This is a genomic window from Streptomyces sp. N35 (genome assembly GCF_016464295.1).
Taxonomy (GTDB): Bacteria; Actinomycetota; Actinomycetes; order Streptomycetales; family Streptomycetaceae; genus Streptomyces.
Genome location: NZ_JAEIMH010000058.1, coordinates 1 through 20,753, shown reverse-complemented (window position 1 = coordinate 20,753; position 20,753 = coordinate 1). Strand labels below are relative to the sequence as shown.

The 20,753-nt window shown below is 70.3% G+C and carries 16 protein-coding genes; 11 read left to right on the top strand and 5 right to left on the bottom strand.

Annotated features, from left to right (window positions below):
* The 8 genes from JAO81_RS27960 to JAO81_RS27925 all read left to right on the top strand — a co-directional run.
* Positions 1-1,116: inositol-3-phosphate synthase (locus JAO81_RS27960; protein WP_233416017.1), on the top strand; the 1,116-nt coding region annotated here is incomplete at its 5' end.
* 260 nt (positions 1,117-1,376) lie between these two features.
* Positions 1,377-2,432, top strand: coding sequence for an SCO3242 family prenyltransferase (locus JAO81_RS27955; RefSeq protein WP_233416016.1), 1,056 nt, complete (start codon positions 1,377-1,379; stop codon positions 2,430-2,432).
* Positions 2,429-3,415 (top strand): sugar phosphate isomerase/epimerase, encoded by a 987-nt coding sequence (locus JAO81_RS27950; RefSeq protein ID WP_199550728.1) that lies wholly within the window; start codon positions 2,429-2,431, stop codon positions 3,413-3,415. Before JAO81_RS27955 ends, JAO81_RS27950 begins: the two co-directional genes overlap by 4 nt.
* Positions 3,412-4,212 (top strand): EboA domain-containing protein, encoded by an 801-nt coding sequence (locus JAO81_RS27945; protein WP_199550727.1) that lies wholly within the window; start codon positions 3,412-3,414, stop codon positions 4,210-4,212. Before JAO81_RS27950 ends, JAO81_RS27945 begins: the two co-directional genes overlap by 4 nt.
* On the top strand, positions 4,212-5,060 hold the full coding sequence (locus JAO81_RS27940; protein WP_199550726.1) for a TatD family hydrolase: 849 nt from the start codon (positions 4,212-4,214) through the stop codon (positions 5,058-5,060). Before JAO81_RS27945 ends, JAO81_RS27940 begins: the two co-directional genes overlap by 1 nt.
* A gap of 3 nt (positions 5,061-5,063) precedes the next feature.
* Positions 5,064-6,233: a metabolite traffic protein EboE gene (gene eboE / locus JAO81_RS27935; protein WP_199550725.1), complete on the top strand. Its 1,170-nt coding sequence runs from the start codon at positions 5,064-5,066 to the stop codon at positions 6,231-6,233.
* Complete coding sequence (locus JAO81_RS27930; RefSeq protein ID WP_199550724.1) at positions 6,230-7,645, top strand: alkaline phosphatase family protein; 1,416 nt, start codon at positions 6,230-6,232, stop codon at positions 7,643-7,645. Before eboE ends, JAO81_RS27930 begins: the two co-directional genes overlap by 4 nt.
* 112 nt (positions 7,646-7,757) lie before the next feature.
* Complete coding sequence (locus JAO81_RS27925) at positions 7,758-8,816, top strand: sugar phosphate isomerase/epimerase (RefSeq protein WP_199550723.1); 1,059 nt, start codon at positions 7,758-7,760, stop codon at positions 8,814-8,816.
* Between the two features lie 259 nt (positions 8,817-9,075).
* On the opposite strand, the gene JAO81_RS27920 is transcribed toward JAO81_RS27925, so the two are convergent.
* The 4 genes from JAO81_RS27920 to JAO81_RS27905 all read right to left on the bottom strand — a co-directional run bounded on the left by JAO81_RS27920 (position 9,076) and on the right by JAO81_RS27905 (position 15,115).
* Positions 9,076-10,464, bottom strand: a complete 1,389-nt coding sequence (locus JAO81_RS27920) for an OFA family MFS transporter (protein WP_199550722.1) — start codon at positions 10,462-10,464, stop codon at positions 9,076-9,078.
* A 118-nt stretch (positions 10,465-10,582) separates the two neighbouring features.
* Positions 10,583-12,727 carry an acetate--CoA ligase family protein gene (locus JAO81_RS27915; protein WP_199550721.1) on the bottom strand — a complete coding sequence of 715 codons (2,145 nt, stop codon included), beginning with the start codon at positions 12,725-12,727 and terminating at the stop codon, positions 10,583-10,585.
* A gap of 4 nt (positions 12,728-12,731) precedes the next feature.
* Positions 12,732-13,967 carry a formyl-CoA transferase gene (gene frc / locus JAO81_RS27910; protein WP_199550720.1) on the bottom strand — a complete coding sequence of 412 codons (1,236 nt, stop codon included), beginning with the start codon at positions 13,965-13,967 and terminating at the stop codon, positions 12,732-12,734.
* Between the two features lie 14 nt (positions 13,968-13,981).
* Positions 13,982-15,115: a thiamine pyrophosphate-dependent enzyme gene (locus tag JAO81_RS27905; RefSeq protein WP_199550719.1), complete on the bottom strand. Its 1,134-nt coding sequence runs from the start codon at positions 15,113-15,115 to the stop codon at positions 13,982-13,984.
* A gap of 188 nt (positions 15,116-15,303) precedes the next feature.
* Here JAO81_RS27905 and sucC point away from each other — a divergent pair, with 188 nt between their 5' ends.
* The 3 genes from sucC (at position 15,304) to JAO81_RS27890 (ending at position 19,044) form a co-directional block, all read left to right on the top strand.
* A complete protein-coding gene (gene sucC, locus JAO81_RS27900) occupies positions 15,304-16,434 on the top strand; it encodes an ADP-forming succinate--CoA ligase subunit beta (RefSeq protein WP_199550718.1) in 1,131 nt (376 codons plus the stop codon).
* 29 nt (positions 16,435-16,463) lie between these two features.
* Positions 16,464-17,348 (top strand): succinate--CoA ligase subunit alpha, encoded by an 885-nt coding sequence (gene sucD / locus JAO81_RS27895; RefSeq protein ID WP_199550717.1) that lies wholly within the window; start codon positions 16,464-16,466, stop codon positions 17,346-17,348.
* 136 nt (positions 17,349-17,484) lie between these two features.
* Complete coding sequence (locus JAO81_RS27890) at positions 17,485-19,044, top strand: aldehyde dehydrogenase family protein (protein WP_199550716.1); 1,560 nt, start codon at positions 17,485-17,487, stop codon at positions 19,042-19,044.
* 184 nt (positions 19,045-19,228) lie between these two features.
* Here the strand turns inward: JAO81_RS27890 and JAO81_RS27885 are convergent, their stop codons facing one another.
* Entirely contained in the window at positions 19,229-20,551 is a 1,323-nt protein-coding gene (locus JAO81_RS27885) for a DUF2254 domain-containing protein (protein ID WP_199550715.1), read from the bottom strand.
* Between the last annotated feature and the right edge of the window lie 202 nt (positions 20,552-20,753).

The following is a 20,753-nucleotide window of genomic DNA, read 5'->3' as shown; positions in this document are numbered from 1 at the left end:
CGCCCCCCCGCGCCGGGGGGGGGGGGGGGGGGCGGGGGGCGCGGCGCCCCCCCCCCCCCCCCCGCCGTCGCCGGCGCGGCGGCCGTCGCCGCCGGGCTGCATCCGGCGACCGGCATGGTCACCGAGACGCCGCCCTTCACGGACTGCTCGCTCGCGCCCGTGGGGTCGCTCGTGTTCGGCGGCCATGACACCAACAGCTGCCCGCTGCCCAAGCGCGCCGAGCACCTGGCCGCCGGGGGAGTGCTGCCGTACGGTCTGCCGGCCTCGGTCGGCGCCGAACTGGCCGCCGCGGACGCGGAGATACGGCCCGGCGGCCCGCTTCCGGGCGACGCCCGCTCGGACGAGGAGCTGATCGGCGCCTTCGCCGCGGACATCACGGACTTCGTACGGCGGCGGGGACTCGCCCGGGCCGTCGTGGTGAACGTGTCCTCGACGGAGCCCTTGCCCGACCCCGACTCCGAGCGGCTCCCCGTCAGCTCGCTGTACGCGGCCGCCGCGCTGCGGGCCGGGCACGCGTATGTCAACTTCACCCCGTCCACGGGGATGCACCACCCCGCACTGGCCGTCGAGTCCGCCTCCTCGGGGCTCACCTGGGCCGGGCGGGACGGCAAGACCGGCCAGACGCTGCTGCGCTCCGTCCTCGCGCCGATGTTCCTGCAGCGCGCACTCGACGTACGTGCCTGGTCCGGCGCGAACCTGCTCGGCGGCGGCGACGGTGCCGCGCTGGCCGACCCCGCCGCGGCGGCCGCCAAGAACGCCGGCAAGGAGCGTGTCCTTGCCGACGTGCTCGGCGCCGCGCCGCAGGGCGAGGTGCACATCGACGACGTCCCGGCGCTCGGTGACTGGAAGACCGCCTGGGACCACATCGCCTTCGACGGCTTCCTCGGCTCGCGGATGGTGCTCCAGACCATCTGGCAGGGCTGCGACTCGGCGCTCGCCGCACCGCTGGTCCTCGACCTGGCCCGGCTGGTCGCGCGCGCCGGGGACGTGGGCCTGACGGGTCCGCGGCCGGAACTCGGCTTCTACTTCAAGGACCCGGACGGCGAATCCTCCTCCCTCGGCGAGCAGTTCACCCACCTCTTGTCCTTTGCCGAGCAGCTGCGAGCCGCTCGATGACCGGCGGTCGCGTCCGCCTGCTGTCCTTGGCGGGCGCGCTGGCGGTGGCGGGGGTTGTGGGGGCGGCTCGGTCGGGGATCGGACGGGGCGGCGGACGTCGGTCCGCACCCGTGACCGGTGGCGCGGTGACCGTCGAAGGCGCCGCCGCCGCGGAGCCGGGCGAGCCGGGGACGCGCCCCGGGCCACCGCCCGGAACCGGTCGTGTCTCCGCCGGGGAGAACGTTGTCAGAGGTGCGGGGGACGCATCGGGGGAGAGCGGCATGCCGCGCCCGGAGGCACTACCCGGCGAGGACTCGCCATCTCACCACCGCCCTGGCCTCGGCGACTGGGCCGAACTCCTGCGCGTGTCCGCCCTGTTCACCGTCCCCGGCGACGCCCTCGCCGGCGCTGCCGCGAGCGGTGCGCGGCCGCGGGGACGCACCTTGCTCGCGATCGCCTCCTCGCTCTGTCTGTACGAGGCCGGGATGGCCCTCAACGACTGGGCCGACCGCGAGGTCGACGCCGTGGAACGCCCGCACCGCCCCCTTCCCTCGGGCCGTATCACCCCGTTCGCCCCGCTGGCCGCGGCCACCGGTCTCACGGCGGCCGGGCTTGCGCTCGCGTCGCTGGCCGGGCGGCGTCCGCTCGCCGTCGCGGGCGCGCTCGCCGGCACCGTATGGGCGTACGACCTGGGCTTGAAGAACACCCCGGCGGGCCCTCTCGCCATGGCCGGCGCCCGGTCGCTCGACCTGCTCCTCGGGGCTGTCGCCACCACCGGGCGGGTCCGGCCCGCCCTGCCGGCCTCCGCGCTGCTCGGCGCCCACACCTTCTCCGTCACCACGGTCTCCCGTCGCGAGGCGGAGGGCGGCTCAACCCTGGCTCCGCTGGCGGGACTCGCCGTCACGGCGGTGCTGGCGCGTGCGGTCGCGCACGGCCGGGTGGCGCACGGCTCGCCGGTCCCCGGCCCGACGCCCGCATCCCACCAGCTCCCGGTCGGCCCGACGCCCGCATCCCACCAGCTCCCGGCGGGCCGAGGAGTCGCAGCCGCCCTCGGCCTGCCGGGCCCCACCCCCCCCCCCCGCCTGCGCTCCCCCCCGGGCGCGCTGGACGCCCTCCCCGCCGCGCAGGCCCCCCTCCCCGCGGCGCAGCTCCTCTCCCACGCGCTCCTCACCCCCTCGCCCCAGCTCACCCAACGAGCCGTCGGCGGCGGGATCCGCGCGATGATCCCGCTCCAGGCCGCCCTCGCGGCCCGGTCGGGCCACCCCGGCGTCGCGGTCGTCACCGCGTCGCTGGCCCCCCTCGCCCGCCGGTTCGCACGGAAGGTGAGCGTCACATGAGCCTCCGTTTCGGCTACGGCACCAACGGGCTGACCGATCTGCGCCTCGACGACGCCCTCGGTCTGCTCGCCGACCTGGGGTACGAGGGCGTCGGTCTCACCCTCGACCACATGCATCTGGATCCGATGGCGCCCGACCTCGCGGCCCGCACCCGCCGGGTGGCCCGCCGACTCGACCAGCTCGGCCTCACGGCGACCATCGAAACCGGCGCGCGCTATGTCCTGGACCCGCGCCGCAAACACGGCCCCTCCCTCCTCGACCCCGATCCCGACCGCCGCGCCGCCCGTGTACGGCTGTTGATCCGCGCCGTACGCGTGGCCGGCGACCTGGGCGCGCATGCCGTGCACTGCTTCAGCGGCATCAAGCCCGAGGGCACCGCCGACGACACGGCGTGGAAACGGCTCGCCGAGGCGATCGCCCCGGTCGTCGACGCGGCCGAGGGCTCGGGCACACCCCTGGCGATCGAGCCCGAACCCGGGCACCTTCTCTCCTGCCTCGCCGACTTCCACCGGCTGCGAACGGATCTGGGCGCCCCGGAGGCTCTCGGGCTCACCCTCGACATCGGTCACTGCCAGTGCCTCGAACCGGCGTCGCCGGCCGACTGCATCCGCGACGCCGCGCCCTGGCTGCGGCATGTGCAGATCGAGGACATGCGCCGCGGCGTCCATGAACACCTTCCCTTCGGTGAGGGCGAGATCGACTTCCCGCCCGTCCTCGACGCGCTGGCCGCCACCGGCTATCAGGGCCTCACCGTCGTCGAACTGCCCCGGCACTCCCACGCCGGCCCCCAACTGGCCGAGGAATCACTGGAGTTCCTGCATCTGGCCCAGGCGGCGGCGGAACGCCGCGCACAACAACGCCGCACGGCGGCGGGAGCCGAACACCGGGAGCCGGTGCAGCCCGCGCCCGGACCGGTCACCCGGTACCCGGCCGCCCAGGCGGCACCCCTCGACGCCCAGCCCGCCGAAGGAGGCAGGCCATGACCAGTACCCCCGCCCTCGGGGCCCTCCGCGCCCGCCTCGAATCCGCCCTGGACGACGACGCCAGGGCCTGGCTCGCCCAGGCCCTCGCCGCAGCGTCCGCCCAAGCCCTCGCCACAGCGCCCGCCCAAGCCCTCGCCACAGCGCCCGCCCAGCAAACCCCGTCCGCAGCTCCCGCCCCTCAGGTGACCGCAAGCCAAGCACCCGCCCCCACCTGGGAGTTGCGCTTCGCCCAGGCCGGCCGCCGCTGCGGCCCCGAACACGCCGACGACGCCCGGCTGCTCCTCCTGCACGCCGCCCGCGCCGACGCCGCCACCCTGACCCGTCTCTACGAGCAGGGCACCGCCGCCGAACGCCGCGCCGTCCTGGGCTCCCTCGCCCACCTCGTCCCCGGACCCGAGGCGCTCGGGCTCACGGAAGACGCCCTGCGCACCAACGACACCTCCCTGGTGGCCGCGGCCGTCGGCCCCTACGGCGCCGAGCACCTCGACGCCCATGCCTGGCGGCACGCCGTACTGAAGTGTCTGTTCACCGGCGTGAGCGTCGATGCCGTCGCCGCGCTCGCCGACCGCGCCCGAGGCGACGGAGAACTCGCCCGCATGCTCGGCGACTACGCGCGCGAGCGCACCGCCGCGGGCCGCCCCGTCCCCGGCGATCTGCAACGCGTCCTGGCCCTCACCGAGGCGCCGACCGAGGGACCCACCGAGGCGCCGACCGAGGGCCCCACCGGGGCGCTGACCGAGGGCCCCACCGAGCAGCCCGCCGAAGCCGCCTCCGCCGCGTCCCCCCAGGAGTCCTGATGCGCATCTTCGACCCCCACATCCATATGACCTCCCGCACCACCGACGACTACGAGGCCATGTACGCGGCCGGCGTCCGCGCCGTCGTCGAGCCGGCCTTCTGGCTGGGCCAGCCCCGCACCTCCCCGTCCTCCTTCTACGACTACTTCGACTCGCTCCTCGGCTGGGAGCCCTTCCGCGCGGCGCAGTACGGGATCGCCCACCACTGCACGATCGCCCTCAACCCCAAGGAGGCGAACGACCCCCGCTGCACCCCGGTCCTCGACCAGCTGCCGCGCTATCTGGTCAAGGACAACGTCGTCGCCGTCGGCGAGATCGGGTACGACTCGATGACCCCGGCCGAGGACACCGCCCTGTCCGCCCAGCTCCAGATGGCCGCGGACGCCGAACTCCCCGCGCTCGTGCACACCCCGCACCGCGACAAGCTCGCCGGTCTGCACCGCACCATCGACGTCGTCCGCGAGTCGGCGCTGCCGCTCGACCGTGTGCTGCTCGACCACCTCAACGAGACCACGGTCAAGGACGCCAAGGACGCCGGCTGCTGGCTCGGGTTCTCCGTCTATCCCGACACCAAGATGGACGAGGACCGGATGGTCGCGATTCTGCGGGCCTACGGACCGGAGAAGGTGCTGGTCAACTCCGCCGCGGACTGGGGAAAGAGCGACCCGCTCAAGACCCGCAAGGTCGCCGACGCCATGCTCGAAGCGGGGTTCGACGACGACATGGTCGACCTGGTGATGTGGCGCAACCCGGTCGCCTTCTACGGACTGAGTGGCCGCCTCCACCTCGATGTCGAGGGCACGGACGCCACGCACGAGGGGAACTCCATCCTGCGCGGCGGTGAGTGAGCCATGCGCTTCCGCCACCCCGACGGTTCCACCGTCCACCTCGCGTACTGCACCAATGTCCACCCCGCCGAGACCCTCGACGGCGTGCTCGCCCAGCTTCGCGACCACTGCGAACCGGTCCGCAAACGGCTCGGCAGGGACCGCCTCGGCATCGGTCTGTGGCTCGCGCGCGACGCCGCCCGCGCCCTGATCGCCGACCCCGCCGCGCTGCGCGGACTGCGCGCCGAACTCGACCGGCGCGGCCTCGAAGTGGTCACCCTCAACGGCTTCCCGTACGAGGGCTTCGGCGCCGAAGAGGTCAAGTACCGCGTGTACAAGCCGGACTGGGCCGACCCGGAACGCCTCGGCCACACCACCGACCTGGCCCGGCTGCTCACCTCGCTGCTCCCGGACGACGCCACCGAAGGCAGCATCTCGACGCTTCCGCTCGCCTGGCGCACCGCCTACGACGACACCCGCGCCGCCCTCGCACGCGACGCCCTCACCACCCTGGCCCAGCGCCTGGATGCGCTCGAGGAGCTCACCGGCCGCTCGATCCGTATCGGCCTGGAACCAGAGCCCGGCTGCACCGTCGAGACCACCGCCGACGCGATCGCCCCGCTGGCCGACGTCGGTCATGACCGCATCGGCATCTGCGTCGACACCTGCCATCTCGCCACCTCCTTCGAAGATCCGGGGACCGCGCTCGACGCCCTGGCCGTCGCGGGCATCCCCATCCACAAGGTCCAGCTCTCGGCCGCACTCCATGCCGAACAGCCCCGACTGCCCGAAGTCCGCACCGCATTGGCGGCCTTCGACGAGCCCCGCTTCCTGCACCAGACCCGCACCCGCAGCGCGGGCCGGCTGCACGGCACGGACGACCTGGGCGAGGCCCTCGACGGCAACGCCCTGCCCGAGACCGCGCCCTGGCGCTCCCACTTCCACGTCCCGCTGCACGCCGCCCCCGAGCCGCCCCTCACCTCCACCCTCGATGTCCTCAAGGACGTCCTGACCCGCCTCGTGGGCGGCCCGGCGCCGCTCACCCGCCACCTCGAGGTCGAGACGTACACCTGGCAGGCCCTGCCCGACGCGCTGCGTCCGCGCGCCCGCAGCCAGCTCGCCGACGGCATCGCCGCCGAACTCACCCTCGCCCGTGACCTCCTCGTCGACCTGGGCCTCAAGGAGCTGCCGTGACCGTCGCCCCGACCCCCGACACCGCGAAGCCCGACGGCGGTCCCACCCCGCTCCTGGTCCTGGACGTCGTCGGCCTCACCCCCCGTCTGCTCGCGCACATGCCGAACCTCAAGTCCCTTGCCGCGGACGGTTCCCAGGCCGCCCTCGGCACCGTGCTGCCCGCCGTCACCTGCGCCGCCCAGTCCACCTTCCTGACCGGCACGATGCCCGCCGAACACGGCATCGTCGGCAACGGCTGGTACTTCCGCGAACTCGGCGACGTCCTGCTGTGGCGCCAGCACAACCGCCTGGTCACGGGCGACAAACTCTGGGACGCCGCCCGCCGGGTCCACCCCGGCTACACGGTCGCCAATATCTGCTGGTGGTACGCCATGGGCGCGGACACCGACATCATCGTCACTCCCCGTCCCGTCTATTACGCGGACGGCCGCAAAGAGCCCGACTGCTACACGCGGCCACCGGCGCTGCACGACGAACTCACCGAGAAATTCGGCACGTTCCCCCTGTTCACCTTCTGGGGCCCCGGCGCGAATCTCACCTCCTCGCAGTGGATCATCGACGCGACCCGCCACATCATGCGCACCCGCCGCCCAGATCTGACGCTCTGCTACCTCCCCCATCTCGACTACGACCTGCAGCGCTTCGGGCCCGACGACCCCCGCTCCCTGCAAGCGGCCAGGGACATCGACACGGCCCTCGGCCCGCTCCTGGCCGACGCCAAGGCGCAAGGCCGCACCGTGGTCGCCCTGTCCGAGTACGGCATCACCAAGGTCAGCCGTCATGTGGACATCAACCGCGCCCTGCGCAGGGCAGGGCTGCTCGAGGTGCACACCCAGGACGGCATGGAGTACCTCGACACCATGGCCTCGCGCGCCTTCGCCGTGGCCGACCACCAGCTCGCGCACATCTACGTGCGCAGCCCGGAGGACATGGACGCGACGAAACAAGCCCTGGCCGGTCTCGAAGGCATCGACGAACTCCTCGACGACGAGGGCAAGAAGAGCTACGGCCTCGACCATCCGCGCTCCGGCGAGCTCGTCGCCATAGCGGAGCCGGACGCCTGGTTCACGTACTACTACTGGCTCGACGACGATCGCGCGCCCGACTTCGCGCAGCTCGTCGAGATCCACCGCAAACCCGGCTATGACCCGGTCGAACTCTTCATGGACCCCCTCGACCCCTATGTGAAGGTCAAGGCGGCCAAGGCCCTGGCACGCAAGAAACTCGGCATGCGTTACCGCATGGCCGTGGTGCCCCTGGACCCGTCACCTATTCGCGGCAGCCACGGCAGGCTCCCCGACGATCCGCAAGACGGTCCGCTCATCCTGATCTCCACCCCCCGCGCTGTCGATGGCCCCCTGAAGGCCACCGATGTGAAGTCGCTGTTGCTCTCCCTCGCGGGACTGGGCTGAACCGGCCCGCTCCCGCATCCCCGCTCCACGTCTCAACTCGACTGACTCAATTCGACTGACTCAACTCAATCAGACACCACTGACAACGCCCCGAAATCAAAGGAGTTCCCGCATGGCCCGCACACCGCGTACCCCCCAGGACCCGGCGCTCGCCCAGCGTCTCAGCAGACGCACCGCCCTCGGCGTGGCCGCGGGAGTCCCGGCGCCCGCCCTGATCGGTGCCGCCGCCACGCCCTCCGCGGCGGCGGATGCCGAATCGGCATCGGGCGGCCACGGCCGCGGTCGTCCCGTCCTGCCCGAAGGCCGGCTCGGCATCCAGCTCTACAGCCTGCGCGACAAGGTCTCCACGCTCGGCTTCGCGGCGGTGTTCGCGGAGCTCCAGAAGTACGGCTACGACGAGGTCGAGTACGCCGGCTACACCCAGGGCTCGGCGGGCGCCATTACGCTGGCCCAGCTCAAGCAGGTCACGCGCGACCACGGTCTGAACGCGATCGGCAGCCATGTCGGTTACTACTCCAACGACCCGAACGCGTACACGTTCGCGACCAACCTCAACAAGGTCCTCGACGACGCGCAGGCCCTCGGCCTCAAGCACATCGGCACCGCCTCGGGACCGTTCCGCTACGGCGACACGGTCGACGCGTGGAAGCGCGCCGCCGAGGAGTTCAACACCTATGGAGCCGCGGCCAGGAAGCGCGGCATGAAGTTCTACCAGCACAACCACTCCGAGGAGTTCATGTTCGCCTCGGACAAGCCCAACGTCCGCCTCTACGACGTGCTGCTCGCCGAGACCGACCCCGACCTGGTCTTCCTGGAGATGGACATCTTCTGGGCGTACGCGGGCCAGTTCCGCTTCTCGAAGCAGGTCGACGGGACCCCGCGCCCCTTCGACCCGCTGCGGTACGTCCTCAAGCAGCCGCACCGCTACCCGCTGTTCCACGTCAAGGACGGCACCAAGGACCCGACGTCCACGTACGGCTACCGCATGACGGACGTCGGTGACGGCGACATCGACTACAAGAGGTTCCTCTCGGAGGTGACCCGCAAGTCCCACAACGGCCGCCGCTACCACCACTGGCAGGCCGAGCACGACAACCCGGCGGAGTCCTTCGCGTTCGCCCGCAAGTCCAGCGAGCACCTCCACTCGCTGCGCGAGCGCTGCGGCGACTGACCGCCCCCCCCCCCCCCCTCCCCGGCCCGCCCGCCGACCCCCGGGGCCCGGCGGCCGGGGGCTCCCCCCTTGGCGGCGGGCGAGCTCGCGGTCCGAACTCGCCGGACAACAGCAGGCGTTGGGCCACCGCGAGGCGTCACGCATCACACTTGAGATAGTAGACAGTATGCAATCTCAATGGGAGACTGGACGGAGACGGTCAGGGCCCGCCCCTGGGAAAGCGGGGCGGGCCCTGACGTGCGGGGAGATCTGCTCCGATCTACTCGGCCTCTCGGCTGATCGGCAGGGGATTGGGCGAGACGAGACGCCCCTTGTAGTCGCGTCCCGGCGCCTTGAGGAACAGGGCGATGAAGAACGCCGCGAAGGAAAGGGTGCCCGCCAGCGTGAAGGCGCCGTTGAGCCCCCAGGCGGTCACGGCGACGGAACCCATGCCGGCACCCAGACCGGAGACCAGCTTGGAGCTGTACACCATTCCGTAGTTGGAGGCGTTGTTGTTCTCACCGAAGTAGTCGGCCGTCATCGCCGCGAACATCGGGAAGATGGCGCCGCCACCGAAGCCGGAGATCGCGGAGAAGAGCAGGAACAGCGGCAGGCTCTTCATGTCGGCCGACCAGATGATGCCGAACTGCGAGGCCCCCAGGACGATACAGACGAAGAGCAGGCATTCCTTCCGTCCGTACCGGTCGGAGAGCCAGCCGATGACTCCGCGGCCGGTGCCGTTGACGATGGCCTTCAAGGACATGGCCGTCGCCACGATCCCCGCGGCGAACCCGGCGGATTCGCCGATGTCGACCTGGAACGAGATACCGAAGATGTTGACGCCGGAAGTGAAGGCGAGACAGACCCACATCACCGCGACACGGCCGGTCTTCCAGGCCTCTCCGGGGCTGAACTGCTGGACCGCCGGCGGATTCTTCTGCAGCGAACGGGCCGCACGCGGGTCCTTCGGCGGGTTGAGCGGGTCGATCTCGGCCGGCCACCAGTTCTTCGGCGGGTCCTTGAAGAAGAAGCCGGCATACGCCACGGCTCCGGCGAGGAACAGACCCGCCGAGACCAGCACCCACTGGTAGTTGCTCGCGTCCATGTAGCCGTGGAAGAGGAAGACGAACGGCACCGAACCGTAGGCGAAACCGCCGTTGACGAATCCGGTCTTGCCGCCCTTGCGCTCCGGATACCACTTGCCGACCATGTTGACGCAGGTGGCGTACACCATGCCCGCGCCCATACCGCTGAACACGCCGAATCCGATGACGGCGACCATGACATGCGGCGCGAAGGCCAGCGACAGATAGCCCATGAAGGTGCCGGCCGCACCGAGCATCATCGCCCAGCGGGCGGGCAGCTTTCCGGACTCGCGCAGCTTTCCTGCGGGGAAGGCGACCGCCGCCTGGAAGAACACCCAGACCGTCAGCATCCAGTAGATGCTGGTGCTGGACCAAGCATGGGCCTCGTGCAAGGTGTCCTCGGCGGACGCGAACGCGTACTCCGCCGACGAAATCCCCATCATGCCGATCCACGGCAGGATGACCATCCACTTGCGCTTACGCCCCATGATGTCGATATCGGTCTCACCGACTCGATACACGCGGCCGTTCTTGTCGGTCAGCTCCTGATACGGAGCCGACGTAGGCAGATCAGTTGTAGTCATTGAGCTTCAGCACCCCTAGCGTCGAAGAAGCCTGGCCAGCGCCCCCTGTCCAACTTCCTTCCGGTGCCGGGGCCTGCGGCGAGCGGTCACCGCAGGCCCCGTGGTGAGCTCGGTCAGCTCATCGACCGCCCCCCAACAACCCCGCCGCGCGCGCCCAGCGATACTTCGCGCCGAGCACGGCGACCGGCTTCTCCGTGGTGTAGGGGTAGGCGACCACGCCGTGCTCGAAGAGGTACTGGCAGGCCTCTTCGACCTCGACATCGCCCGCGAGCGACGCGACGACCGGCTTCTCGATGCCGCGTTCCTTGAACTCGGCCACCACCTTCGCGGTGAGCTCGGCGAAGACCATCGGGGGAGTGACGATCGTGTGCCAGTAGCCGAGCACCAGGGAGTGGATCCGCGGGTCCTCGAGGCCGAGACGGATGGTCGCCTCGTACGTCGAAGGGGGTTCGCCGCCGGTGATGTCCACGGGGTTGCCCGCGGCTCCGAACGGCGGGATGAACTTCCGGAAGGCCGCGTCCAGATCCTCCGGAATCTCCATCAGTTCCAGGCCGTTGTCCGTCACCGCGTCGGAGAGCAGCACACCGCTGCCGCCCGCGCCGGTGATGATCACGACGTTGTCGCCCTGGGGAGTGGGCATGATCGGCAGCGCACGCGCGTACTCGAGCATGTCGTTGAGACCCGGCGCCCGGATCACGCCCGCCTGCTTGAGGATGTCCTCGTACACCGCGTCGTCGCCGGCCAGTGCCCCGGTGTGCGAGCCGGCCGCCTTGGCGCCGGCCGCCGTACGGCCCGCCTTGAGAACCACGACCGGCTTCTTCGGCACGGTCGCCCGCGCGGCCTCCACGAAGGCCCGGCCGTCCTTGAGGTCCTCCAAGTGCATCGCGATGCAGTCGGTGTTGGGGTCCTCGCCGAACCAGGTGAGCAGATCGTCCTCGTCGAGGTCCGACTTGTTGCCGAGGCCGACGATCGCCGACACACCCGTCTTGGTCGTCCGCGCGAAGCCCAGGATCGCCATCCCGATCCCGCCGGACTGACTGGTCAGCGCCACACCGCCCTTCACGTCGTACGGCGTGCAGAACGTGGCGCACAGGTCCTGCCACGTCGAGTAGTAGCCGTAGATGTTGGGCCCGAGGAGCCGTACGCCATGGCGCTCGGCGATCTCCACGATCTCGTCCTGGAGGGCGTGCTCGCCGGTCTCGGCGAACCCGGAGGGGATGAGCACGGCGTTCGGTATGCCCTTGCGCCCCACCTCCTCCAGCGCCGAAGCCACGAACTTGGCGGGGATCGCGAAGACCGCCACATCCACCTCACCCGGAACGTCCGTGACACTCTTGTACGCCTTGCGGCCCAAGATGTCATCGGCCTTGGGGTTCACCGGATGGATCTCTCCGCCGAAGCCGCCGTCGATCAGGTTGCGCATGACCGAATTGCCGATCTTGCCCTGCTCGTTGGAGGCACCGATCACCGCGACCGAGCGCGGCTGCATCAGCCGCTTCATCGAGCGCAGGATCTCCTCGCGGCTGTACTTGCGGCGCTCCTTGGGCAGTTCATCCGTCAGGATCACGCGGATGTCCGCGGCCATCGCGCCCTCGGGCGTGGCGATCACCGGGTTGAGGTCGACCTCCACGATCTCCGGGAAGTCCGTGACCAGTTCGGAGACACGGCGGATCTGCTCGGCGACCGCCCAGCGGTCCACCGGCGGCGCGCCGCGCACACCGCGCAGGATCTCGGCCGCCTTGATGGAGTCGAGCATCGACTGCGCCTCGTCCGGGCTGACGGGCGCGAGCCGGAAGGTGACGTCCTTTAGGACCTCGACGAGCACACCGCCGAGACCGAAGGCCACGACCTTGCCGAAGGTCGGATCGGTGACGGCACCGACGATGACCTCCTGGCCCGGCGGCAGCATCTGCTGCACCTGGATGCCGTCGATCTTCGCCGCGGAGTTGTACGCCTTCGCGTTCTCAACGATCTTGTGGAAGGCGGCCCTTACGCCGGCGGCGCCCTCGACTCCGACGATCACGCCCCCCGCGTCGGTCTTGTGCAGGATGTCGGGGGAGACGATCTTCAGGACCACCGGTCCGTCGAAGCGCGCCGCCGCGGCCACCGCCTCGTCGACATCACGGGCCAGCTCCTCGCCGGGTACAGCGATGCCGTACGCGTCGGCGATCACCTTGCCCTCCGGCGCGGTGAGAGTGCTGCGCCCCTCGGCGCGTACGGCGTCGAGCAGGGCCCGCACCGTCAGCGCACGGTCTTCGGCCATCACTTCAGATCACTCCAGTCGACTTGAGCAGACGGATTTCCTCGTCGCCGAGCCCGAGCTCGCCGACGTAGACCTCTTCGTTGTGCTCACCGAGCAGCGGTGAACTGACCACGTTCACCGGCGAGTCGGACAACTTGAGCGGGGAGCCGACCGTGGTGAACTCGCCTCGCTCGGGGTGCGGAACCTTGACGACCATCTCGTTGGCGACCAGGGAGTCGTCCTCGATGATCTCCTTGGTGGAGAGAATCGGTCCGCATGGGATGTTGTGCGCGTTGAGCTTCTCGAGCACCTCCCACTTGGGCAGGGTCGAGCTCCACTCCTCGATGAGCTGGAACATCTTGTTGAGCTTCGGAAGGCGTGCCTCGGGCGTCGCCCAGTCCGGGTCCTCGGCCAGCTCGGGCCGTCCGATCAGCTCGGAGATCGGCTTCCAGCCGACGGGCTGCACGATCACATACACCCAGTCGTTCGGGCCGCCCGGCGCGCACTTGACCGCCCAGCCCGGCTGACCGCCGCCGGAGGCGTTGCCCGAACGGGGAACCTCGTCGCCGAAGTCCTCGTTGGGATACTCGGCGAGCGGGCCGTGGGCCAGGCGCTGCTGATCGCGCAACTTCACCCGGCAGAGGTTGAGCACGGCGTGCTGCATGGCCACGTTGACCCGCTGCCCCCGGCCCGTGCTCTCCCGCTGGAAGAGCGCCGCCAAAATGCCGGCGACGGCATGAATGCCCGTACCCGAGTCGCCGATCTGCGCCCCCGTCGCCAGCGGGGGACCGTCTTCGAAGCCCGTGGTCGACATGGAGCCGCCCATGGCCTGCGCCACGACCTCGTACGCCTTGAAGTTGGTGTACGGGCCGTCGCCGAACCCCTTGATGGAGGCGTAGACGATCCGAGGGTTGATCTCCTGGATCTTCTCCCAGGTGAAGCCCATACGGTCCACCGCGCCCGGGCCGAAGTTCTCGACCATCACGTCCGAGCGGCGGATCAGCTCGGTGAGGATCTCCTTGCCGCGCTCCGTCTTGGTGTTGAGGGTGATGCTCCGCTTGTTGCAGTTGAGCATCGTGAAGTAGAGGGAGTCGACATCGGGCAGGTCACGTAGCTGCTTGCGGGTGATATCTCCGGTCGGGGCCTCCAACTTGACCACGTCCGCGCCGAGCCAGGCGAGCAGCTGTGTCGCCGATGGTCCGGACTGGACATGAGTCATGTCGAGGACGCGGACGCCGTCCAGTGCCTTCGTCTGTGTCATGGCACAGCGCTCCTCTACTTGTTCCTGGATTGGTCGTTCTGCCGGTTCAGGTCGCTCTGTTCGCTCGGGTGGTGCGGTGAGTTCACCGATCCGGGGAGATACGCGTCCGGATCGATGCGTACGCCGATCAGTGCCGGTCCGCCCGAGGAGCGGGCACGCTCCAGGGCGGGACGGATGGCGGCGGGGTCCCGGACGTCCTCGGCGTGCATGCCGTACATCGGGGCCCGGTTGGCGAAGAGGGCGCCGCCCGAGTGGGCGACGACCCCGACGAAGGGGAGGTGACGGCGGACGAGGACCTCGGAGTCCCAGGTCGCCGAAGTGGACGGATCGTCGCCGAAGAGCACGACGGTTTCCTTGTCCGCGCAGGACCGGTGGACGGCGAGCGCGAACGGGATGCCGGCGCCCGCGGTGCCGAGCGGCCCCGGGTCCATCCAGTGCCCGGGAGCCCTGGGCCGCACAAGGCGGCCGGCCAGCTCGGCCGACCGCGGGTCGTCGGCGATGAACACCGAGTCCTCGGTGAGGAATCGATCGATCTCGGCGAGCAGCCGGAAGGGGTGGACGGGGGAGGCGTCCGAGGTCAGATGCCGCTGCCACAGGGCTTCGGCGGTCTGCTCGGCGGTCCGCAGTTCGTCCAGCCACTCCTTGCGCCGTACCGCCGCACGGTCGGCCCGCTCCTGGAAGCGGAGACCGGCGGCGGCCCGCGCCACTGAACGCAGTACGTGCCCCGCGTCGATCTGCACGATCGTCGCGTGCGGAGCGAGCCTCCTGCCGTACCCGGCACGAAGTGCACGGAGGTCGAAAGGAGCACCCACGACGAGGATCACGTCGGCTCCCGCGAACGCGTAGGCCCGCGAGTGCAGGAAGTGCTGCGCATCGCCGGGCGGCAGCGTGCCGCGCGCGGCTCCGTCGGCATACGCCGGCAGGCCCAGGGTGCGGATGAGGTCGACCGCCGCGTCGGTGGCGCGGGCCGTCCACACCTGACTGCACAGCACGACCACCGGGTGCTCGGCATGCGTGAGCAGATGGGCGAGGCTCTCCACGGCGGGCAGTTCATGGGACTCCACAGCAGGGTGTTCACGGGACTCCACGGCAGGGAGCTCATGGGCCGCTGCCCGTGCGGTGTGCGCGGCGATCAGTTCATCGGGCATGGCGAAGTCCCTTCTCTCCCTGAGGAGTTGGAGCGCACCCGGGCCGCCGGAAAAGCGGCCGTGAGCAGCGCATCAGTGCTGTCGCGGTAGATTGCATACAGTCGACGAATACTGTATGAAGCTTGTTATCCCGCATCCGGTGGGTGGTGTCCAGGGGGCGTGCGGCACTTTCGAGTCAGGAGCCGAAATTGGACCTGTACGAGCACCAAGCCAGGGAACTCTTCGCGGACTACGGCGTGTTGGTGCCGAACGCGGAAGTAGCAGTCACCGCCAAGGAGGCCCGTGCGAGCGCGGAACGCCTCGGCGGCAAGGTCGTCGTCAAGGCGCAGGTGAAGACCGGTGGACGCGGCAAGGCGGGCGGCGTGAAGCTCGCCGCCGACGCCGCATCAGCCGAGATCACGGCACGTCAGATACTCGGCATGGACATCAAGGGCCACACCGTCCACAAGGTGATGCTGGCTCAGCCGGTGGACATCGAGAGCGAGTTCTACGTCAGTTACGTGCTCGACCGCGCGGCCGGGCGGTTCCTCGCGATCGCCTCCGCCGAGGGCGGTATGGACATCGAGGAGGTCGCCGCGACCCGGCCCGACGCGGTGGCCCGTATCCATATCGACCCCACCGAAGGCGTCACCGCCGAGAAGGCCGCGGAGATCGCCGCCGCGGCACAGCTTCCGCCGGAGAGCGCCGAGATCCTGGTGCAGCTGTGGACGGTACTCACCAAAGAGGACGCTGTCCTCGTCGAGGTCAACCCGCTCGTCCGCACCAAGGACGGCCGGCTCATGGCGATCGACGGCAAGGTCACCCTCGACGACAACGCCCGCTTCCGGCAGGCACGTTGGGGTGGCGGCGAGAGCGCGCACGACGACCCGCTGGAGGCCAGGGCCGCCGAGAAGGGCCTCAACTACGTGAAGCTCGAAGGCCAGGTCGGCGTCATCGGCAATGGTGCGGGCCTGGTCATGTCCACCCTCGACGTCGTGGCCGGCTGCGGCGCAAAGCCCGCCAACTTCCTCGACATCGGCGGCGGCGCCTCCGCCCAGGTCATGGCCGACGGTCTGTCCGTCATCCTCTCCGACCCGGACGTGAAGTCCGTCTTCGTCAACGTCTTCGGCGGCATCACCGCCTGCGACGCCGTGGCCGACGGCATCGTCCAGGCGCTCGGCGAGGTCAACCTCACCAAGCCCCTGGTCGTACGGCTCGACGGCAACAACGCCGCACAGGGCCGCGCCATCCTCGCCGCCCACGCCCATCCGCTCGTCGAGCAGCAGCCCACCATGGACGGCGCCGCCCAGCGCGCCGCCGACCTCGCCGTCGCCAAGTAGCCCTCTCCCCAAGGACACAGGAGCAGACCATGGCCATCTTTCTGACCAAGGAGAGCAAGGTCCTCGTCCAGGGCATGACCGGCGCCGAGGGCATGAAGCACACCCGCAGGATGATCGCGGCCGGCACGAACGTCGTCGGCGGCGTCAACCCCCGCAAGGCCGGACAGACCGTCGACTTCGACGACCGCGCCGTGCCCGTCTTCGGCGGGGTGCGCGAGGCGATGGACGCGACCGGCGCGGACGTCACGATCGTCTTCGTGCCGCCCACGTTCTGCAAGGCGGCCGTCATCGAGGCCGCCGACGCCGGGATCGCCCTCGCCGTGGTGATCACCGAGGGCATCCCCGTACACGACTCGGTCACCTTCGTCGCGTACGCGAAAGAGCGCGGCACCCGCATCGTCGGCCCCAACTGCCCCGGCCTGATCACCCCCGGCCAGTCCAACGCGGGCATCATCCCGTCCGACATCACCAAGCCCGGCCGGATCGGCCTGGTCTCCAAGTCCGGCACCCTGACGTACCAGCTCATGTACGAGCTGCGCGACATCGGCTTCTCCACCTGCGTGGGCATCGGCGGCGACCCCGTCATCGGCACCACGCATATCGACTGCCTGGAAGCCTTCCAGGCCGACCCCGACACCGAACTCATCGTGCTCATCGGCGAGATCGGCGGCGACGCGGAAGAACGTGCCGCCGCGTACATACGCGAGCACGTCACCAAGCCCGTCGTCGGATACGTCGCCGGCTTCACCGCGCCCGAAGGCAAGACCATGGGCCACGCCGGCGCCATCGTCTCCGGGTCCTCCGGAACGGCGAAGGCCAAGCAGGAAGCGCTCGAAGCCGTAGGCGTACGGGTGGGATCCACCCCGTCCGAAACGGCACGCCTGGTCCTGGAAGCCCTCGACACCGAGCGCTGATCCCGAGCCCTGGCCGCGGGCCACCTGGGTGCGTCCCAAGTGGCCCCGGCCACAGCCGAGTTGCCGCACCACGCCCTACCGTCTGGTAGCGAGCGCCATACCCGCCCCGACTGTGCACCGTGAGCGGAGACCCTTCATGGCAACAACCCTCACCACCTCCACGACCCTCACCCTCAAGCCCGGAACCTCCTGGAACGACGCCTGGCAGCGCTGCCTCGCCGTCGCCCCCGAGGCCTTCCAGGACGACCGCGTCCGCAATCTGTGGAACGGCACCTGGCAGGCCGACGGCCGCGCGCTGCCGGCCACGAGCCCCGTCGACGGGAGCCCGATCGCCGGGCCCCCGCGACTCGACTCCGAGACCGCGCGGTCCGCGGTCCGCGCCTCCCTCGACCAGCACCGCGCCTGGCGCCATGTGCCGCTCGAGGAACGCCGCGCCAAGGTCGCCGCGACCCTCGACGCCCTCACCGAACACCGCGAACTGCTCGCGCTGCTCCTCGTCTGGGAGATCGGCAAGCCCTGGCGCCTGGCCCAGGCCGACGTCGACCGGGCGATCGACGGCGTGCGCTGGTACGTGGACGGCATCGAGCCCATGCTCGAAGACCGCTCCCCGCTCGACGGACCCGTGTCCAACATCGCGAGCTGGAACTACCCGATGTCCGTCCTGGTCCACGCGATGCTGGTGCAGGCACTGGCCGGCAACGCGGTGATCGCCAAGGCCCCGACCGACGGCGGCGTCGCCTGCCTCACGCTTGCCTGTGCCCTCGCCGTACGCGAAGGCATCCCGGTCACGCTCGTCAGCGGAAGCGGCGGCGAGCTGTCCGAGGCCCTCGTCCGCTCGCCGGAGATCGGCTGCGTCTCCTTCGTCGGCGGCCGCGACACGGGAGCGGCGGTGGCCACGGCCGTCGCCGACCTCGGCAAGCGCCACAACCTCGAACAGGAGGGCCTCAACACCTGGGGCATCTGGAACTTCTCCGACTGGCCGTCCCTGTCCGCCGTCATCCCCAAACTCTTCGACTACGGCAAGCAGCGCTGCACCGCGTACCCGCGCTTCGTGGTGCAGCGTTCCCTGTTCGACCAGTTCCTCGACGCGTATCTCCCGGCCGTACGGGACATCCGCATCGGTCACCCGCTGGCCGTGGCCGACCCGTCCGACCCGCTGCCGTCCCTGGACTTCGGCCCGCTCATCAACGCGGCCAAGGCCAAGGAACTGGCCGACCAGGTCGCCGAGGCGATCGACCGCGGCGCGGTCCCGCTCCACCGCGGCTCACTCGCGGACGGCCACTTCCTGCCCGGCCAGGACACCTCGGCGTATCTGACCCCGGTGACGCTCCTCAACCCGCCGCCGTCCTCCCCGCTGCACCACGCGGAACCCTTCGGCCCGGTCGACACGATCGTCCTGGTCGACACCGAGGCGGAACTGCTCGCCGCGATGAACGCCTCGAACGGCGCGCTCGTGGCCACCCTGTCCACCGACGACACGTCGACCTACAAGCGTCTGGCACCCCAGATCCGCGCCTTCAAGGTCGGCCACGGCAAGCCCCGCTCCCGCGGCGATCGCGACGAGCTCTTCGGCGGCTTCGGCGCCTCCTGGCGCGGCGCCTTCGTCGGCGGCGAACTGCTCGTCCGCTCGGTCACCCATGGCCCGGGGGGGGAGCGGATCCCCGGCAACTTCCCGGACTACCACCTGATGCCGTAGCGGACCGAGACCGCGAGGCTCCCGAGCCACCACCCTGGTGACCGGGTACGGGTTCGCAGCACCCGTACCCGCCATCACCGCGCGTTCGCCCTTCAGCCGATCCCTCGGCGATCTGTCGGCCGATCACTTGGTGATCCGTCAGGCGATCACTTGGAGATCCCTCAGCCGATCCCCTGGTGATCCGTCAGCCGATCCCTTGGTGATCCGGATGAAGGGCGAACGCCCGGTCCGCGGCCTGCGGTACCGCGGCCTCCACCGCCTCGACGAGCAGCGCCCGGTGTCGCAGCAACGGCCGGCTGCGCTCGGCGGGCGCGAGCAGCAGCAGATCGTCGAGCCCGGCGATCATCCGCCGTGTCACCTGCGGATGCCCGCCCGCACACCCGCGGATCTCCGCGAACCCCAGATCGACCAACTCGTCCCAGCCGGGCACCGGTTGGATCAGCCGCACCCGTCCGCGCCGGTCGCGGTGCCGAACGGCCTCCAACGGTTTGTCGACCAGCGCGGCCAGGAACTGGACGATCCGGTCCAGGGCCTGCACCGCGGTCGTCGGATCGTTGACCGCGGGCGACAGCGCCCGCAGCGCGATGTCCGACAGCTGCCGCAGCCCGAACCCCAGATCCTGATGGAAGGTCCGCTCGACCCCGACCGACACGGTGTACGCGAGCGCCCGCCGCGAAGGCGCCGCCCCACCGTGCACCGCGAGCACCGCAGTCCCCGGCACCACGAAATCCCCGATCCGCGGGATCAGCCGCAGTACGGTGCCCTGCTTGCGAGCCGCCCGCACCAGCCGCGCGATATGCACATCCCGCAGCACACCGGCCCGCCCGTGATGCGCGATCCGCGCGGTCTCGAGGCCCGGCTCCCCGCCTCCGGCCCGCGCCGACGGCTGCTTGGCCACCACACGGAACGCCTCGCGTGTGATCCGGTCGATCACGAAGCCGACCCGCATCATCCGCAGCGTCCCGTTCACATAGCCGATGAACAGAAACAGACTCAGCCCCACCATCACCAGCGCCAGGACGGCCTGGACCATCGGCACGCTGTCCACGGCGCGGGGGTCGGGCTCACCGTCGTACGACATGAGCACGAGCAGCGAGAGCAGAAACGTCGCCAGAAAGACGGTGAAGGTGAGCTTGGCGATCCGTGACCGGACGAAGATCCGCACGACCCGTGGACTGAACTGCCCGCTGGCCATCTGCACGGCCACGAGCGAGATGCTGAACACCACACCGATGAAGGTCATCATCGCCGAGCTGATGACGGTGACGACGGCCTTCACATCATCGGCGAACCCGATGGCGCGGGCGAGCGCCCGCTCATCGCCGTCCGCCTGCAGCGCCCCGAGAATCTCGCGATCGGCATACGCGGCCAACAGCCACAGCCCGAAGATCACGACGATCCCGGCCGTCGGCGCGAACCAGAAGCTGTCCCGCAGATGCTCCCGCAGCGGCGACAACGGCTTAGGCAAACGCCCTGGTGCGCCCTCCGTAATGACACGATCACTCATGGTGAGACGGTAGATCGGCCCGGCCCCACACCCCCGCAGCCGCCCCGAATACGCAGGTGAAAGGCACCCCGAAAGCTTGGTATTGTTGTCCATGTCGCCACGGGGAACACCCCGCGAACGACAGACACCTAGTCCGGGTGGCGGAATGGCAGACGCGCTAGCTTGAGGTGCTAGTGCCCTTTATCGGGCGTGGGGGTTCAAG

Bases quoted from the DNA above. Each gene is read 5' to 3' on its own strand.
- JAO81_RS27955 (WP_233416016.1), top strand. From the start codon at position 1,377: ATGCCGCGCCCGGAGGCACTACCCGGCGAGGACTCGCCATCTCACCAC.
- JAO81_RS27950 (WP_199550728.1), top strand. From the start codon at position 2,429: ATGAGCCTCCGTTTCGGCTACGGCACCAACGGGCTGACCGATCTGCGC.
- JAO81_RS27945 (WP_199550727.1), top strand. From the start codon at position 3,412: ATGACCAGTACCCCCGCCCTCGGGGCCCTCCGCGCCCGCCTCGAATCC.
- JAO81_RS27940 (WP_199550726.1), top strand. From the start codon at position 4,212: ATGCGCATCTTCGACCCCCACATCCATATGACCTCCCGCACCACCGAC.
- eboE (WP_199550725.1), top strand. From the start codon at position 5,064: ATGCGCTTCCGCCACCCCGACGGTTCCACCGTCCACCTCGCGTACTGC.
- JAO81_RS27925 (WP_199550723.1), top strand. From the start codon at position 7,758: ATGGCCCGCACACCGCGTACCCCCCAGGACCCGGCGCTCGCCCAGCGT.
- JAO81_RS27920 (WP_199550722.1), bottom strand. From the start codon at position 10,464: ATGACTACAACTGATCTGCCTACGTCGGCTCCGTATCAGGAGCTGACC.
- JAO81_RS27915 (WP_199550721.1), bottom strand. From the start codon at position 12,727: ATGGCCGAAGACCGTGCGCTGACGGTGCGGGCCCTGCTCGACGCCGTA.
- frc (WP_199550720.1), bottom strand. From the start codon at position 13,967: ATGACACAGACGAAGGCACTGGACGGCGTCCGCGTCCTCGACATGACT.
- JAO81_RS27905 (WP_199550719.1), bottom strand. From the start codon at position 15,115: ATGCCCGATGAACTGATCGCCGCGCACACCGCACGGGCAGCGGCCCAT.
- sucD (WP_199550717.1), top strand. From the start codon at position 16,464: ATGGCCATCTTTCTGACCAAGGAGAGCAAGGTCCTCGTCCAGGGCATG.
- JAO81_RS27890 (WP_199550716.1), top strand. From the start codon at position 17,485: ATGGCAACAACCCTCACCACCTCCACGACCCTCACCCTCAAGCCCGGA.
- JAO81_RS27885 (WP_199550715.1), bottom strand. From the start codon at position 20,551: ATGAGTGATCGTGTCATTACGGAGGGCGCACCAGGGCGTTTGCCTAAG.